Annotated in this window: 19 protein-coding genes and 1 pseudogene; 18 read left to right on the plus strand and 2 right to left on the minus strand. The window is 60.4% G+C overall.

Features of this window, described 5'->3' with window-relative positions; all coding sequences use genetic code 11:
* Window positions 1–150 precede the first annotated feature (150 nt).
* On the minus strand, window positions 151–1,203 hold the full coding sequence (locus AC3WKX_RS02240) for a phage portal protein (RefSeq protein ID WP_102604845.1): 1,053 nt from the start codon (window positions 1,201–1,203) through the stop codon (window positions 151–153).
* The gene (locus AC3WKX_RS02245; protein ID WP_102604844.1) at window positions 1,203–2,960 is read right to left on the minus strand and encodes a terminase ATPase subunit family protein; all 1,758 of its coding nucleotides are present in this window, start codon (window positions 2,958–2,960) and stop codon (window positions 1,203–1,205) included. Before AC3WKX_RS02245 ends, AC3WKX_RS02240 begins: the two co-directional genes overlap by 1 nt.
* A gap of 151 nt (window positions 2,961–3,111) precedes the next feature.
* Here AC3WKX_RS02245 and AC3WKX_RS02250 point away from each other — a divergent pair, with 151 nt between their 5' ends.
* The 18 genes and pseudogenes from AC3WKX_RS02250 (at window position 3,112) to AC3WKX_RS02335 (ending at window position 14,173) form a co-directional block, all read left to right on the plus strand.
* Window positions 3,112–3,990: a GPO family capsid scaffolding protein gene (locus AC3WKX_RS02250; protein WP_102604843.1), complete on the plus strand. Its 879-nt coding sequence runs from the start codon at window positions 3,112–3,114 to the stop codon at window positions 3,988–3,990.
* Between the two features lie 45 nt (window positions 3,991–4,035).
* Window positions 4,036–5,043, plus strand: coding sequence for a phage major capsid protein, P2 family (locus AC3WKX_RS02255; RefSeq protein WP_102604842.1), 1,008 nt, complete (start codon window positions 4,036–4,038; stop codon window positions 5,041–5,043).
* Window positions 5,044–5,054: 11 nt separating this feature from the next.
* Window positions 5,055–5,771, plus strand: coding sequence for a phage terminase small subunit (locus tag AC3WKX_RS02260; protein WP_102604841.1), 717 nt, complete (start codon window positions 5,055–5,057; stop codon window positions 5,769–5,771).
* Between the two features lie 103 nt (window positions 5,772–5,874).
* The gene (locus tag AC3WKX_RS02265; RefSeq protein ID WP_102604840.1) at window positions 5,875–6,336 is read left to right on the plus strand and encodes a head completion/stabilization protein; all 462 of its coding nucleotides are present in this window, start codon (window positions 5,875–5,877) and stop codon (window positions 6,334–6,336) included.
* Window positions 6,336–6,548, plus strand: a complete 213-nt coding sequence (locus tag AC3WKX_RS02270; protein WP_057709715.1) for a tail protein X — start codon at window positions 6,336–6,338, stop codon at window positions 6,546–6,548. Before AC3WKX_RS02265 ends, AC3WKX_RS02270 begins: the two co-directional genes overlap by 1 nt.
* A 27-nt stretch (window positions 6,549–6,575) precedes the next feature.
* On the plus strand, window positions 6,576–6,929 hold the full coding sequence (locus AC3WKX_RS02275) for a putative holin (RefSeq protein WP_102604839.1): 354 nt from the start codon (window positions 6,576–6,578) through the stop codon (window positions 6,927–6,929).
* A gap of 1 nt (window position 6,930) precedes the next feature.
* Window positions 6,931–7,209, plus strand: coding sequence for a phage holin family protein (locus tag AC3WKX_RS02280; RefSeq protein WP_102604838.1), 279 nt, complete (start codon window positions 6,931–6,933; stop codon window positions 7,207–7,209).
* Window positions 7,206–8,051, plus strand: coding sequence for an N-acetylmuramidase domain-containing protein (locus tag AC3WKX_RS02285; protein ID WP_102604837.1), 846 nt, complete (start codon window positions 7,206–7,208; stop codon window positions 8,049–8,051). Before AC3WKX_RS02280 ends, AC3WKX_RS02285 begins: the two co-directional genes overlap by 4 nt.
* Window positions 8,048–8,251 carry an RraA family protein gene (locus AC3WKX_RS02290; RefSeq protein ID WP_010176293.1) on the plus strand — a complete coding sequence of 68 codons (204 nt, stop codon included), beginning with the start codon at window positions 8,048–8,050 and terminating at the stop codon, window positions 8,249–8,251. The genes AC3WKX_RS02285 and AC3WKX_RS02290 overlap by 4 nt, the downstream gene beginning before the upstream one ends.
* Entirely contained in the window at window positions 8,248–8,691 is a 444-nt protein-coding gene (lysB, locus tag AC3WKX_RS02295; RefSeq protein ID WP_102604836.1) for an Rz-like lysis system protein LysB, read from the plus strand. The genes AC3WKX_RS02290 and lysB overlap by 4 nt, the downstream gene beginning before the upstream one ends.
* Window positions 8,606–8,791, plus strand: a pseudogene (gene lysC / locus AC3WKX_RS02300) (Rz1-like lysis system protein LysC); the annotation flags it as partial. The gene lysB and the pseudogene lysC, both read left to right, overlap by 86 nt.
* The gene (locus AC3WKX_RS02305) at window positions 8,788–9,270 is read left to right on the plus strand and encodes a phage tail protein (RefSeq protein WP_057709710.1); all 483 of its coding nucleotides are present in this window, start codon (window positions 8,788–8,790) and stop codon (window positions 9,268–9,270) included. The pseudogene lysC and the gene AC3WKX_RS02305, both read left to right, overlap by 4 nt.
* A complete protein-coding gene (locus AC3WKX_RS02310; protein WP_057709709.1) occupies window positions 9,260–9,718 on the plus strand; it encodes a phage virion morphogenesis protein in 459 nt (152 codons plus the stop codon). The genes AC3WKX_RS02305 and AC3WKX_RS02310 overlap by 11 nt, the downstream gene beginning before the upstream one ends.
* 61 nt (window positions 9,719–9,779) lie before the next feature.
* Complete coding sequence (locus AC3WKX_RS02315) at window positions 9,780–10,352, plus strand: phage baseplate assembly protein V (RefSeq protein ID WP_102604835.1); 573 nt, start codon at window positions 9,780–9,782, stop codon at window positions 10,350–10,352.
* Entirely contained in the window at window positions 10,349–10,693 is a 345-nt protein-coding gene (locus AC3WKX_RS02320; protein WP_102604834.1) for a GPW/gp25 family protein, read from the plus strand. Before AC3WKX_RS02315 ends, AC3WKX_RS02320 begins: the two co-directional genes overlap by 4 nt.
* The gene (locus AC3WKX_RS02325) at window positions 10,690–11,601 is read left to right on the plus strand and encodes a baseplate J/gp47 family protein (RefSeq protein WP_102604833.1); all 912 of its coding nucleotides are present in this window, start codon (window positions 10,690–10,692) and stop codon (window positions 11,599–11,601) included. The genes AC3WKX_RS02320 and AC3WKX_RS02325 overlap by 4 nt, the downstream gene beginning before the upstream one ends.
* Complete coding sequence (locus AC3WKX_RS02330; RefSeq protein WP_102604832.1) at window positions 11,601–12,218, plus strand: phage tail protein I; 618 nt, start codon at window positions 11,601–11,603, stop codon at window positions 12,216–12,218. Before AC3WKX_RS02325 ends, AC3WKX_RS02330 begins: the two co-directional genes overlap by 1 nt.
* On the plus strand, window positions 12,215–14,173 hold the full coding sequence (locus AC3WKX_RS02335; protein WP_102604831.1) for a phage tail-collar fiber domain-containing protein: 1,959 nt from the start codon (window positions 12,215–12,217) through the stop codon (window positions 14,171–14,173). Before AC3WKX_RS02330 ends, AC3WKX_RS02335 begins: the two co-directional genes overlap by 4 nt.
* Window positions 14,174–14,178 lie beyond the last annotated feature (5 nt).

A 14,178-nucleotide genomic window follows, 5' to 3' on the forward strand; every position in this document is an offset into this window, starting at 1 on the left:
TCCTTGTTTCGACAATTGGATTCGCTTAGGCTTCGCACCCCCTGCGCAGTGGGGCGAGGCCTTGGTTGGAGCACTCGGCATGTACGAGTGTTTCAGCGTCGAACCGGTGTTGACGCACCGGTTCGTCGCCTCGTTTACTGCGCGGGGGTACTACTTCCCCCCTGTTGGAAGCTCAAATTCCTTGAAGCTGACAACCTCTTCACCCAGCCACTCGTTTACCTGGGCCAGCCTCGCCTGCAACGGCTCCAGCTCGTTGACCGCCCAAACCTCAGCTGCCTCCCGCAACGACCCAAAACCGCCCGCGTTCTGCGGCACGATGCCCATCAACTGCGGTGGAATGCGCAACGCCGCGAGCAAGTCGTCGCGGCTGATGTTCTTGATCGAGCTGAATTCGTCCTTGGCAGCGACCTCACTCACCGGGATGAGCTGAATGCCGTCCTTCTTCCCGGCCGGCGCGTAAACGAACAGATTTCGAAAGTTGCCTGGCCCTTTCGAGTTCTTCAGCGCGGTGCGTAGGGAATCGATGTCCTCTTCCTTCTGCGCTGCGTCGGTCATGTACAGGATGAAACCGGCGTGACTGCCGTTGTTGTAGTACTTGCGCCGGAACAGCGTGGCGCTCTCGTTGAGCAGTGCACTTTGCAGCGCTGCCAGCCACTCCGGCAGGCCGTAGATCTCCTGGTTGATATCGGCCTCGCGCAAGTGACAGATCGAGCCGGGGGCAAACTCGTGCTCGTCCTTCCAGCCACGCACCTGGTAATAGGTCTCCATGTCCACACCCCGGCGCATGTACTTCGCCAGTGGAGGCAGCAGGCCCATGGTGTTGCGGAGCATGTTGTTGCGCTTTTCCAGGTAGCAGTTGCCACACCAGAGCCAGTCCAGGGCGAACTGCTCAAAGGCCTGGCGACTCAACAGCCGGTGGGGAACAAACGTGCGGGCGAGCATGTTCCGCTTGAAGTTCAGCCCCGACTGGAGGTACACGCTGGCCCTGGTCGTTTTCGCCAAGCCGTCCATGGACATCGGGGTTTCAAACCAACGCCCGTTGGCCCAGCACTCCAGATAGTCGAGGATCTCCCGGCTATCCAGCACGGGAGCGGGATCACCGAAAGTGAACGCTTCAACCGGCCCGGACTCAGGCGGTAGCAAGTCCCCTTCAATGGTTGGCTGAGCGGTGGCCAGCTGGGTACCGCGCTTACGTCTGCTCATCAGTAGGACTCCATAAATCCGGTATTCGCCGTGGTCTGCCCTTCAAGGGGTTCGTTGTGCAGTGCGTGGAACAGCGCCCACGCCAGGTCGGCATGGCCCGTCTCGTCTGTGCGACCGGCCGTGTAAGTGAACATGCGCCCGGAGGCGGTGATTGTTTTGCGGATAGCCATCAATGACTGGGCCATATCCGTCCAGCCTGCATCGAATTCCAGACGGCCGTTTTTGATGACGTCATAAGCCTTCAGCACCAGGCGGGTTTTGACCTCGGGCGAGTAGCTGAACGTGGTGATGTTCGGGAAGAACTGCTTCACCAGCTGCGCCACGCCGGAACCCATGCCGGTGATATCGATCCCGATGTAGGTCACCCAGTAGCGTCGGGTGACCTGGCGAATGGCTTCGGCCTGGGCGGCAAAGTCCATGCCGCGGAACTGGTGTTTCTCCAGCACCCTGAACTTGCCGCCAGGCACCATGGGCGGGCCGATTACCACCAAGCCAGCGCTGTCACCATTCTCTGCTGGGTCGTAACCCACCCAGACCTGACGATCCCCGAACGGACGCGCGGCAAACGGTTTGTAGTCCTCGGCCCAAAGGTCCCAACTGTCCACCATGCACGGCTGCAACATCGCAAGCGGGAAGATGCTCGCCCCGTCGTCGATGAACTGGCACATCAGCAGGTTCTGGAATGCCTCGGCGTCGTACTCCTGGCGCAGCTCGTCGAGGTCGAACAGGTCGCAGCCACGGTCTTCCGCGTCGAGGATGGTGACGATTTGCCGCCAGACACGGTCCTCACACAACCGTCCCTGCTGCAGCGCGTCATGGGAGACATCGATTTTGACCCGTTGCGCCGCCGGTTTGCCTTTGTTGAACCGCTCGCCCGTCCAGAACGTATAGGCCTCGTGCGCCATGCTGGAAGGCGTCGAAAAGTAGGTTCGCCGGTACTGCTTCTGCATCGCCATGCCACTGGCGACCTTGTTCAGCTCCTTGAACTTGAACGTCCAAAAGAATTCGTCGAAGTAGAAATTGCCGTGGTAGCCCTGGGCGGTCCGAGCGTTGGTGCCCAGGAAGTGCAGCTCCGCACCATTCCCCAGAATGATCGGATCGCCCGTCAGCTCGACACCCACAACCTCGCGGGCAAAGGCCTGAATATAGGCCTTGAAGATATGCGCCTGGTTTTTTGAGGCCGACAGGAATATCTGGTTGCGGCCAGTCGTCAGCGCATCGATCAGCGCTTCGCGGGCGAAGTAGTACGTCGCGCCGATCTGTCGTGATTTGAGGATCGCTCGGGTTCGCTGGTTACCCGCTTTGTACCAATCCAACTGATAACCGAAGCAGCCGTCAATGAACGCCTCGGTCAGTTTTTCGACGTGTTCTTCGTCGAACTCGTTGCGCTTCGGTGCCTTCTTCGGCCCCTCGTTGCGCTTGGCCAGGTTCGGATTCAGCTCGGTTTCGGTACCGCCGTCGTTGAAACGCTGAATGCGGGCTTGCCGCTCCAGCTGGCGGTGCAGCAGGTCAATTTCCTTGTAGTCCGATCCTGACTTGGGGTCCTTCAGGATCAACTGCACCAGGCGGGCCTCGGTCGCCGCCTGGATACGTTCCAGAGGTGTCGCCCGGTCCCATTCGTCGCGGGCCTTCCAGCTGTGCAGGGTCTTTTCTTTCTCCCCGATCAGCTCGGCGATCTCGCACACGCGATAGCCCTGCCAATACAGGTGCTTGGCATGGCGGCGGTGATCAGTGGGCAATTCGACGATGGCATTCATGGCGCAGATGCTGCCGCCCGCGCGCGAACAGTTCTTGCTCCCGTCCTTGTAGTCCCGCGATCTACAACAGTGCCTCGTTGCCCGTCGCGCTCGCGCTCAACAACATGCGCTCATCGCCAAGGCACACAGCCACCGCTCTGAGGATTCACGCATGGCCGGCAAAACCGACAACCCAGGCAAAAAACAGCTCTCCAAGTTCTTCCGCGTCGCCGTCGAAGGCGCCACCACCGACGGTCGCCAGATCGAACGGCAATGGCTGGTCGATGCCGCCGAGACCTACAGCCAGAACACCTACGGTGCGCGAGTGTGGATCGAGCATATGCGCAGCCTGCTGCCCGACAGCCCATTCCGTGCTTACGGTGACGTGGTCGCGCTGAAGACTGAAGAAGTCGATATTGCCGGGGCCAAAAAGCTCGCCCTGTTTGCCCAGATTGAGCCGACCGCCGACCTGGTCACGATGAACAAGGCGCGGCAAAAAATGTACACCAGCATCGAGATTCGTCCGAAGTTCGCCGACACCGGGCGGGCCTACCTGGACGGCATCGCGGTTACCGATACCCCTGCCAGTCTGGGCACCGAGATGCTGACGTTCAGCGCTCAACACCCGGACATGAACCCACTGGCAGCCCGTAAGCGTGATCCTGGCAACCTGTTTTCCGAGGCTGTCGAGATCGAACTTGAATTCGAAGAAGTTGAGGACGAAAGCGGAAAGGTCGTAGGCCTGTTCACCCGCGTTCTCGAACTCCTCGGCAAGAGCAAGGACAAGGAAGGCAAGGACGCCGCTCTATTCACTGAACTCGGCGAAGCCGTCGAGGCCATGGCGGAGCATGTCGCCAGCCAGGGCGAAACCTTCGCCGCCGAAAAGACCGCCCGCGAAAAGTTGCAGATCGCCCACGACAAGCTATCCGCCGACTTCTCGGCACTGGTTACTCAGCTCGAAAAAACCCCGGACACCACGGGACAAAAAACGCAGCACTCCGTTCGCCCGCCGGCTACGGGCGGTGACGGCGCGCTCGTCACCGACTGCTGATCCACCAAACGGACAACACCCAGCCAAGGAACATCGGAGAACACCATGCGTAACGATACCCGCGTCATGTACAACGCCTACCTGCAACAACTCGCGCAACTGCATGGCGTGAGCGACGTCACCACCAAATTTACCGCCGCACCGAGCGTGGCCCAGACCCTGGAAACCCGTATTCAGGAGTCCAGCGCCTTCCTCAGTGCCATCAACGTGTTTGGCGTGTCCGAGCAGTCGGGTGAAAAAATCGGCATCGGTATCGACGGCACCATCGCCAGCACCACCGACACAACCGTCAAGGACCGCGAGCCGCGCGACCCGAGCGGACTGGACAACCGGGGGTACGTCTGCACCCAGACCAACTTCGACACCGGCATCCGTTACCAGAAGCTGGATCAGTGGGCCAAGTTCAAGGACTTCCAGGCGCGTATTCGCGACGCCATCATCAAGGCCCAGGCACTCAACCGGATCATGATCGGCTGGAACGGCACCAGTCGTGCCGCCACCTCCAACCCGACGCTCAACCAACTGTTGCAGGACGTCAACGTTGGCTGGCTGGAGAAAATGCGCCTGGAAAACCCTGCTCGTGTGATGAAGGAAGTCGTCGACGGCAGCGGAAAGATCCAGATCGGCGCCGGAAAGGACTTCGAAAATATCGACGCCCTGGTCGTGAGCATGGTCAACGAGTTCATCGAGCCCTGGTATCAGGAAGACACCGACCTGGTGGTGATCTGCGGTCGCCAACTGTTGGCCGACAAGTACTTCCCGATCATCAACAAAACCCAGGCGCCGACCGAAATGCTCGCGGCCGATATCGTCACCAGCCAGAAACGTATCGGTAACTTGCCCGCAGTGCGCGTGCCGCACTTCCCGCCCAACGGCCTGCTGGTGACCCGCCTCGACAACCTGTCGATCTACTGGCAGGAAAACACCCGGCGCCGCACCGTCGTCGACAACGCCAAACGCGACCGCATCGAGAACTTCGAATCGGTCAACGAAAGCTATGTGATTGAAGACCTGGGCTGCGCTGCCATGGCCGAAAACATCACTCTGAGCTGAGGCGGGCAACCATGACCAATCCTTGCCGCCGCCACTTCCAGCGCGTCACAGCAGCCGTTGCAGCGGCTGCCGTGGCCGGTCCTGCGATGACCATGGAAGGCGCATCTGTTTACGAGCTGCACCTCGCCAAGCTCCAGCAAGACTATCTGCGCCTGAAACAGGTGCAATCGACCGAAGGCAAGGCGGAACTGAAACGGCAATTGCTGCCTGAGTATGTCCCCTACGTGGAAGGTGTTCTCGCCGAAGGCAAAGGCGCCCAGGACCAGGTGCTGACCACGTTGATGGTCTGGCGCATGGACGCCACAGACTTTGCCGGTGCCCTAGACATTGCGGAATACGTGATCCACCACGCGCTGCTGATGCCTGACCGCTTCGAACGCACCACCGGCACCATCGTCGCGGAAGAAATCGCCGAAGTGGCGCTGAAAGCGCAGAAGGCCGGCGGAACCTTTGATCTGGATCTGCTGCTACGCACCGAGCAGATAGCAGGTGACGAGGACATGCCGGATCAGGCCAAGGCCAAGCTGCACCTGGCACTGGGTAAGGCGTATGCCGAGAAAGTTTCCGACGAGGATCCAGCAGGAAACCGCCTGATCGTCCTCGGCACTCTGGAGTCCGCCAAAACCCACTTGGCCCGCGCCATCGAGCTGAACACCAACTGCGGTGGCAAGAAGGATTTGGAGCGCGTTGAGCGCCTCCTCAAAAAATTTGCTGCTCCCAGCAGCTAACTGAGCGTCCCCACGCACCCCGCCGGCTCGGGGCGGATCGGCCAGGCCGCTCCTCCTGAACGTGAAGCCCCGACCACCGGCGACCCATTTTGAGTGCTGTTCCATGAGCGCATTTGTAGCCAGCGGCCCAGTCACCGGCGGTCACATCAACACCGACCCGTTCTGGCCCTCAATCGACCTTGAGCAGCTCCGCGCCACTCTACGCATCGACAACAGCGTCACTCCCGCTCGCCTGGAAACGGCCGTAATCGCTGCAGCGATCAACCTCAATCGCGAGCTGAAGTCGTGGAAGGCCCAGCAGCTGGCCGCCGGCTACACCAAGCTGGCCGATGTCCCAGACGACAAGATCAACGATGTATCGGTACAGGCCCACCTATACCGGCGTGCGATCGAGGCCGGTACCGGCGCCGAGGTTTGCGAGCGGTACCGCGACTACAGCGCAACCAACACCGGCACCGATAAAGCAGAAGAAACAGCCCCGACCATCGACGACTACCGCCGCGATCTGCGCTGGGCCGTGCGTGACTTCCTCGGTTTAAGCCGCACCACCGTGGAGTTGATCTGATGCCCGTCGCTGTCCGCACGAACCAAAACGACACCGTTGACGCCCTCTGCTGGCGGTTCTACGGCCGTACTGCTGGCGTCACCGAGGCCGTGCTTGAAGCCAACCCCGGCCTGGCTGACTACGGCCCCATCCTGCCGCACGGCCTTGTCGTCAACATGCCCGAAGCCCAAACCAGCGCGCCCCAGCGGCAGATGGTGCAGCTATGGAACTGACCCTCTGCAACCAAGGAAACCCACGACATGGCTGATCCGACTTCCAGCGTTGTGTCTGGCCTGCTCATTGGCTTGGGCCTGGCCAGCGTCACGCCAGTCATTGATGACGGGGCACTATTTGGCGCCATCCTCGGTGCCTGGCTAGTTACCAGCACCAAGCATGACCTGAAGGTCTGGCAACGGCTGGGCTCACTATTCCTTTCGGCCGGTGTGGGCTACTTATTCGCGCCAATGGCTTTACAGGCAATTCCGTTTATCACCAGCGGTGGCAGCGCCTTTATCTGTGCCCTGGTGGTCATCCCCATCAGCATCAAACTGATGGTTTGGGTGGAAAAGGCGGATATCTGGGACATCTGGCGTCGCATCAGAGGGGGCACCTGATATGCAGAACATCGAATTGGCTGTTCAAGTCATCACGGCAATCGCCTACCTGCTGAGCGCCCTGCGCCTGGCTTGCTACACCCGAGGAGATGCACGATATCGGCGCAGTATTTCGCTACTGGCGAGCCTGTTTGGCGCCACATTGTGCATCTGCGGTCTGGAAATTCTCCTTGACCGCCAGCCCACCAGCCTCTGGCAGGCCGTGTCCAGCGTTCTGCTCTGCACCCTGATATTCCGTTCACGCGGCAACGTCGCCGCCCTGTTGAGGCCCAGCGCATGACCACCACCCTCCGCCACGGCGACCGCTCGCAAGCGGTGCTGATGCTGCAAAAGAATCTCAACAAGCACGGTGCCAACCTGGCGCCGGATGGTGACTACGGCGACGCCACCGAGGCCGCCGTCCGCGCGTACCAGGTCACGGTGGGCCTGGTCGCCGACGGCGTCGCCGGCACCAAGACTCAAGCCAGTCTTGCAGGTGGTGACTGTACCCAACTGCTGCGCAACAACGACCTGGTGCTAGCTGCCGAACGTCTCGGCGTACCGCTTGCGAGCATCTACGCGGTCAATGAGGTGGAATCCAAGGGCAAGGGCTTCCTCGACAACGGCAAGCCAGTAATCCTGTTCGAACGCCACATCATGTACCGCCAGCTCGCCACGGCTCGAAACGCGGGCGATGACCCAGCCGAACTCAAACGTCACGCCGACCAGCTCGCCGCCGCCAACCCCGCCCTGGTCAACCCAAAGCCAGGCGGATACATCGGCGGTACCGCCGAGCACCAACGCCTGGCCATGGCCCGCCTGATCGATGACACCTGCGCCTTGGAGTCGGCTTCCTGGGGCGCCTTCCAGATCATGGGCTTCCACTGGAAGCGCCTCGGCTATGCCAGCGTGCAGGACTTTGTGGCGGCAATGAGTGCCGGCGAATCACAGCAGTTTGACGCCTTCACCCGCTTCATCGAAACCGACCCGGTGCTACACAAGGCCCTGAAAGCGCGCAAATGGGCCGAGTTCGCCAAGCTCTACAACGGGCCGGATTATCTGCGCAATCTCTACGACACCAAGCTCCAGCGTGCCTACGAGCGGCACGCAGGCTGTGAGTGCGGACAAGGGGTGGCGGCATGATCGACTTCGACGCGGTAGAAAAACTGCGGGTGCAGGATGGTGACGTGCTGGTGGTGCCCGCGTCGTCCGAACATGACGACATGCAGCTCCTGGCCGAGTCCATCCAGATAATGAACGGCGCCCGGGCCGTGATCGTGCGTGGCCCCATCAAGCAGCTCGACACCGCAGCCATGAACAAACTCGGCTGGTACCGCGCGTGAGCACCCTGCGCCAGGCCCTGTATGGCCTCGCCCTGCTGGGCGCCCTGTCGCTGATTATCTGGGGCCAGCAACAGCGCATCAATGCCGCAGAGAACAAGACCAAGCTTGCAGCAAAGGAGGCCACGGATGCCCGGAAGGACGCTGACCGCAACCTGGAAACCGCCAACACCCTCATCGCTACCTTGAAACAGGAGCGCGACGCCCAGAGCAACCTGCGCGTCCAACAGGATCAACTGCGCCAGGGTCTGGCGAAACGCGAGCGAACCATAGAGGACCTGAAACGTGAAAACGCCGAACTACGCAACTGGGCTGATCAGCCTTTGCCTGACGCTGCTCGCCGGCTGCGCGAGCGCCCCGCTCTCACCGGCGCCGCAGCTTACCGTGACTGGCTGTCCGGCCGTGGTACCGTGCCAACTACCAGCGACCAGCCCGCGCAATAACGGTGACCAGTTGAGCGATTTGGACCGCGCGGAAGCTGCCTGGGCCGACTGCGCCGCCCAGGTCGACATGGTCTACAAGCAACAGCAGGCCCAACCATGAACAAGCCCGAAAGCCTGCGCGCCCACCTGCTAGCCACCGTTGCCGAGTTCAAGCACAACCCCGACCGCCTGCTGATATTCATCGACAACGGTAGGGTTCGTTGCACCGCTGCCCATACCCTGTCGTTTGAATACAGCTTTGACCTGCAGATCATCCTCACCGAGTTCGCCGGTCATCCCGATAGCGTGATCCTGCCAATTCTGGGCTGGCTCAGCGTCAATCAATCCGAACTGCTGGAAAGCCTCGACAAGGTCAAGAACGGTATTCAGTTCGAAGCCGACATCCTGGACAAGAACAAGGTGGACCTCAGTATTACTCTGCAACTGACAGAGCGCGTCGTCGTGGGCAATGACGACCAGGGCAATACCACTGTCAAACACCCGAACGAACCACAGTACGTGCCGGGCTACCTCGATCCGAATTGGAAGCCGGGGGCCCAGGGCAACACCAGTGAATGGATTGTGCCCGATGGCAAGTAACCTGGAGGCGCTGGAGACCTGGGCAGCGGTTCTACTGGCACGGTTGGAGCCTGGGGAGCGCAGCAAACTGGCTCGGACCATTGGACAGGAGTTGCGCCGCAGCCAGCAGAAACGAGTGATGGCTCAGGAAAACCCGGACGGGAGCAAGTATGCCCCTCGCAAAAAGCGGGACCTGCGAGGGAAGCAGGGACGGATTCGCCGAAAGCTGGCGATGTTCAAGAAACTACGGACGGCTTCATATTTGAAGGTCCGTGGTGATAGCAATGCCGTAACGGTTGGGTTCACCGGCCGTATTGCCCGCATTGCCAGGGTTCACCAGTATGGTTTGAAGGATCGTGCAGAGCCTGGCGCTCCTGACGTGCGCTACGAGCAGCGGGAGGTTTTGGGGTTCACTGATGCTGACCTAGATTTAATTCGCGATAGCCTGCTCGCACACCTGACACTGTAACTCCCCCTCCTACAAGGCGACGAAGCTGCACCCGCACGCGCGTGGCGTCACCATCGCCGCCATGAACGATTTCGCCGCCTTTGCCCGCATGCTTGAAAATCTCATCCGCTTCGGCGTCATTGACGCCGTGCAGATGGAGCCTCCCCGTGTGAAGGTGAAAACCGGCGAACTTACGACTGCCTGGCTGCCTTGGATCGTCCAACGCGCCGGAGCCGATCAGGTGTGGGACCCTCCGACCATGGGCGAACAAGTCATGTTGTTCAGCCCATCCGGTCAACTCGCCAATGGTGTAGTTGTCACAGGCCTTTTCAGCGACCACATCCCCGCCAACGGCAACCGCCCTGGCCTACACCGCCGCACCTACGCAGACGGCACGGTGATCGAGTACGACAGTGTCGCCCATCACCTCAACGCGACCCTGGCCAACGGCGGTACCACCAACCTGGTAAGCACGGGCGGCATCAATCTCGTCGGCGATATCACCCATCAGGGCGACTACATCCAAACCGGAAACCAAAACGTCACCGGCACCGTGACCGTTATCACCGACGTAATCGCCGCCGGCATCAGCCTGGTCAACCACCCCCACGGCGGCGTGATGCCAGGCAACGGTAAGACGGGGAAACCAGAATGAACCGAGAAACCGGCGCCGCCATCGGTGAGCTGGACCATATCGCCCAGTGCTTGACTGACATCCTCACCACCCGCATCGGAAGTCGCGTTATGCGCCGCGAATACGGCAGCCTGCTGCCCGAGCTGGTGGATCACCCCTTCAATGACGTCACACGCCTGCGGGTGTATTCAGGCGCGGTCATGGCCCTGATGCGCTGGGAACCGAGGGTGAGCCTCAGCCGTGTGCAATTTTTGGGTGCCACCCTTCAAGGCCAGTCAGTGTTGGACCTGGAGGGCAGCGTGGTCGACAGCAATGAACCGTTCAGCCTAAGCCTGCCCCTCCAGCTCGGAGGCAGCGTATGAACACCTTCGCCGCCATCGACCTCAGCCTGTTGCCCGCTCCGCAGATCGTCGAGCAGATTGATTTCGAGCAGATCCTCGCCGAGCGCAAGGCCTACGCCATCAGCCTCTGGCCGATCGAAGAACAAGCGAAAATTGCCGCGCGTCTCGAAATGGAGTCGGAGCCACTGACCAAGCTGCTCGAGGAGAACGCTTACCGCGAAACCATCTGGCGTCAGCGGGTCAATGAAGCGGCAACCGCCAACCTCATCGCATTCGCAAAGGGCAGCGATCTGGAGAACCTGGCAGCGAACTACAACGTCAAGCGCTTGGTGATTCAACCAGCCAACACCACGGCTACGCCGCCGATCCCGCAAGTGATGGAGACCGACGACAGCCTGCGCGAGCGCACGCAAATGGCCTGGGAAGGCCTCAGCACCGCCGGCCCACGTAACAGCTATATCTTTCACGCCCGCGCGGCGGATGGGCGAGTGGCCGACGCCACGGCTGAAAGTCCATCGCCGGCAGTCGTGGTGGTGACCGTGCAGGGCATGCTGGTCGACGGCACGGCTGAGCCGGGCTTGCTGGAGGTGGTCAAGACTTACCTCAGCGACGACGACCGCCGCCCCGTGGCCGACCGGCTGACGGTTCAGGCGGCGCAGATCCTGCGCTACCAGGTCAAAGCCAAGCTCTACCTACTCACCAGCGGGCCTGAAACCGAACCTGCCCGCGCTGCAGCGGAACAGCGCCTGCGCGCCTATGTGCACCAGCGTCGCCGGTTGGGCATGGAGGTCTCCGAATCTGCGATCCACGCCGCGTTGCACGTTGAAGGTGTGCGCAAGGTCGAGCTGGAGAACTGGACCGATATCGTCGCTACGCCTTACCAGGCCCCGTATTGCTTTGCCATTCAGCTATCGGTTGGGGTGGAATGATGGGCGCCCAACACCTGCTGCCTGGTAACTCGACGCCGCTGGAACGCCAGGCTGCAGTAGCGTTAGCGCAGATTCAGCGGGTGCCCATCCCACTGCGCCTGCTGTGGAATCCAGACTTGTGCCCGCTGGCCGTCCTGCCCTACCTCGCCTGGTCCTTCTCTGTGGACCGCTGGGACAGCACTTGGTCGGAGGCCACGAAGCGCGCGGCCATCCGTGCCGCGTACTACATCCATTCGCGCAAAGGCACCGTTGGCGCCCTTCGCCGAGTGGTCGAGCCGCTGGGTTATCTCATTGAGATTATCGAGTGGTGGCAGACCGTCCCGAACGGTGAGCCAGGTACGTTCGCACTCAAGGTTGGCGTCCTCGATACCGGCATCACCGAAGAGATGTATCAGGAACTCACCTTCCTGATCGATGACGCCAAGCCCCGCAGCCGGCACCTCACCGGGCTCGCCATCAGCCTCGAAACACGAGGCCTACTCGGCATTGGGGTGACCGTCTACGAGGGCGATGAAATCAACGTTTACCCGCCCACGCAACACGACATTGAAGTCACCGGCTATCTCGGCGCCGTTGGCCGCGAACACACCATTGATACCCTGGACGTGTACCCATGATCGATTCCAACTCGCAATTTTTTGCAATTCTGACGGCTGTTGGCGAAGCCAAACAAGCCAATGCAAACGCCCTGGGCGTTCCGTGGAAACTCACTCAGATGGGTGTCGGCGATGCGAGCGGCACGGACCCCATTCCCAATCGCCTGCAAACCAGACTGATCAACGAGCGCCGACGTGCGCTGCTCAATCAGCTCAAAACCGATCCTGCCAACCCCTCAGTACTGGTCGCCGAACAAGTTATCCCCGCCGATGTAGGGGGCTGGTGGGTGCGTGAAATTGGTCTTTACGATTCCGACGGTGATCTGGTCGCGGTAGCCAACTGTGCACCGAGCTTCAAGCCGCTGTTGGCTCAAGGCTCTGGCCGCACGCAAATCGTGCGCATGAACTTCATCGTTTCCAGCATCACCAACGTGGTGTTGAAGATTGACCCCGCAATTGTCTTGGCAACACGGGAGTATGTAGACCTGTCGATTGATTCGGTGCTGCCGGCCAACAAGACGCCTGGCACCTATTTTCAAGTGACAACTGATAAGCGCGGCGTAGTGCAGTCTGGGCGCAATCCCAGCACCCTGGAAGGGTTTGGGATTACCAACGCCCTGGCTATTGGTCAGTACGGGCTGGGTGGTACCACGGCGCCGGAAATGGGTATCGATACTGTCGGGTTGCCGGGTGGCTTCTATTACTTTGGGGCCGGTAACACCAGTTTCGGCAATAACATCGGCCTGGTAAACATCCCCTACGGCGCAAAAACCTACGCCGGCCAAATAGGTTTTGAACAGGGCAACATTGAGCCACGGGTATTTGTTCGCGGCTGCAAAGCGTCCAACACCTGGGGCATGGCGCGAGAGCTATGGCACGCCGGTAACTTCAACCCGTCACTCAAGGCGGATCTGGCCACTACCCTGGCAGGTTATGGCATTACCAATAGCTATACCGCCACGCAGATCGACACGGCGCTGAATCTTAAAGCTCCCGCGAACAATCCGATATTGACCGGCCTGCCGGAGTGTCCTACCGCTCCTACAGGTTCAAATAACAGACTGATCGCTAACGCGGCATTTGTTCAAAAAACGGTTCAAGACGCGATTACGGCGGTAATGGATGGCGCGCCGGGCGCCCTTGATACGCTTAAGGAACTGGCGACGGCACTGGGTAATGACCCGAACTTCTCGACGACGATACTGACGGCGCTTGGCACCAAAGCGGATAAAGCCACCAGCTTGGCGGGTTACGGCATCACTGACGCCGTGAAAACCGGACAGTACGGTGTGGGCGGATCCACTGCGCCTACGGCAGCCATTGACACTGTGGGCTTGCCTGGTGGGTTCTACTACTTCGGCGATGGAAACACCGGGTTTGCCAATAACGTTGGCCTGGTGAACATCCCATACGGAAACAATGGATACGCGGGCCAACTTGGCTTTCGCCAAGGGTTGGTTGAGCCTGATATCTATGTGCGTGGCGCCCGCGCAGGCGGTGTATGGGGCAATACACGCAAGCTGTGGCACAGCGGCAATCTTGATCCCAACACCATTATGCCGCCTGGTACCACCATGACCTTTGCAGGGCCTACAGTGCCGCCAGGTTTCCTGAAGGAAAACGGCGCCGCAGTGTCGCGTGCGGCCTACGCGAACCTCTTTGCAGCGATTGGCACAACCTATGGTGCAGGCGACGGTAGTACGACTTTCAACCTGCCCGATAGCCGAGGCGAATTTATCCGTGGAGCAGATGACGGTCGAGGCGTCGACCCAGGAAGAACTGTAGGCAGTTGGGCAGACTCGCAAAACAAGGATCACAACCATCTCTACGGTGCGATTCACAACAACAGCTACGGCCTCAGCGCAACCGGCATTGCAGGTGTGAGCCCTGGTCAGGCGCAGTATGCGACCTCGTCTTCTGGCGGAAGCGAATCGCGCCCACGCAGCACCGCACGACTTATGTGCATCAAATATTGAGGTGA

The sequence above is a fragment of the Pseudomonas sp. GP01-A4 genome, from assembly GCF_058780865.1.

Coding starts and splice junctions, on each gene's coding strand:
- AC3WKX_RS02330 (WP_102604832.1), top strand. CDS start 11,601: ATGGGCGCCCAACACCTGCTGCCTGGTAACTCGACGCCGCTGGAACGC.
- AC3WKX_RS02280 (WP_102604838.1), top strand. CDS start 6,931: ATGCAGAACATCGAATTGGCTGTTCAAGTCATCACGGCAATCGCCTAC.
- AC3WKX_RS02290 (WP_010176293.1), top strand. CDS start 8,048: ATGATCGACTTCGACGCGGTAGAAAAACTGCGGGTGCAGGATGGTGAC.
- AC3WKX_RS02305 (WP_057709710.1), top strand. CDS start 8,788: ATGAACAAGCCCGAAAGCCTGCGCGCCCACCTGCTAGCCACCGTTGCC.
- AC3WKX_RS02325 (WP_102604833.1), top strand. CDS start 10,690: ATGAACACCTTCGCCGCCATCGACCTCAGCCTGTTGCCCGCTCCGCAG.
- AC3WKX_RS02255 (WP_102604842.1), top strand. CDS start 4,036: ATGCGTAACGATACCCGCGTCATGTACAACGCCTACCTGCAACAACTC.
- AC3WKX_RS02275 (WP_102604839.1), top strand. CDS start 6,576: ATGGCTGATCCGACTTCCAGCGTTGTGTCTGGCCTGCTCATTGGCTTG.
- AC3WKX_RS02315 (WP_102604835.1), top strand. CDS start 9,780: ATGAACGATTTCGCCGCCTTTGCCCGCATGCTTGAAAATCTCATCCGC.
- AC3WKX_RS02260 (WP_102604841.1), top strand. CDS start 5,055: ATGACCAATCCTTGCCGCCGCCACTTCCAGCGCGTCACAGCAGCCGTT.
- AC3WKX_RS02335 (WP_102604831.1), top strand. CDS start 12,215: ATGATCGATTCCAACTCGCAATTTTTTGCAATTCTGACGGCTGTTGGC.
- AC3WKX_RS02285 (WP_102604837.1), top strand. CDS start 7,206: ATGACCACCACCCTCCGCCACGGCGACCGCTCGCAAGCGGTGCTGATG.
- AC3WKX_RS02270 (WP_057709715.1), top strand. CDS start 6,336: ATGCCCGTCGCTGTCCGCACGAACCAAAACGACACCGTTGACGCCCTC.
- AC3WKX_RS02245 (WP_102604844.1), bottom strand. CDS start 2,960: ATGAATGCCATCGTCGAATTGCCCACTGATCACCGCCGCCATGCCAAG.
- AC3WKX_RS02265 (WP_102604840.1), top strand. CDS start 5,875: ATGAGCGCATTTGTAGCCAGCGGCCCAGTCACCGGCGGTCACATCAAC.
- AC3WKX_RS02320 (WP_102604834.1), top strand. CDS start 10,349: ATGAACCGAGAAACCGGCGCCGCCATCGGTGAGCTGGACCATATCGCC.
- AC3WKX_RS02240 (WP_102604845.1), bottom strand. CDS start 1,203: ATGAGCAGACGTAAGCGCGGTACCCAGCTGGCCACCGCTCAGCCAACC.
- AC3WKX_RS02310 (WP_057709709.1), top strand. CDS start 9,260: ATGGCAAGTAACCTGGAGGCGCTGGAGACCTGGGCAGCGGTTCTACTG.
- AC3WKX_RS02250 (WP_102604843.1), top strand. CDS start 3,112: ATGGCCGGCAAAACCGACAACCCAGGCAAAAAACAGCTCTCCAAGTTC.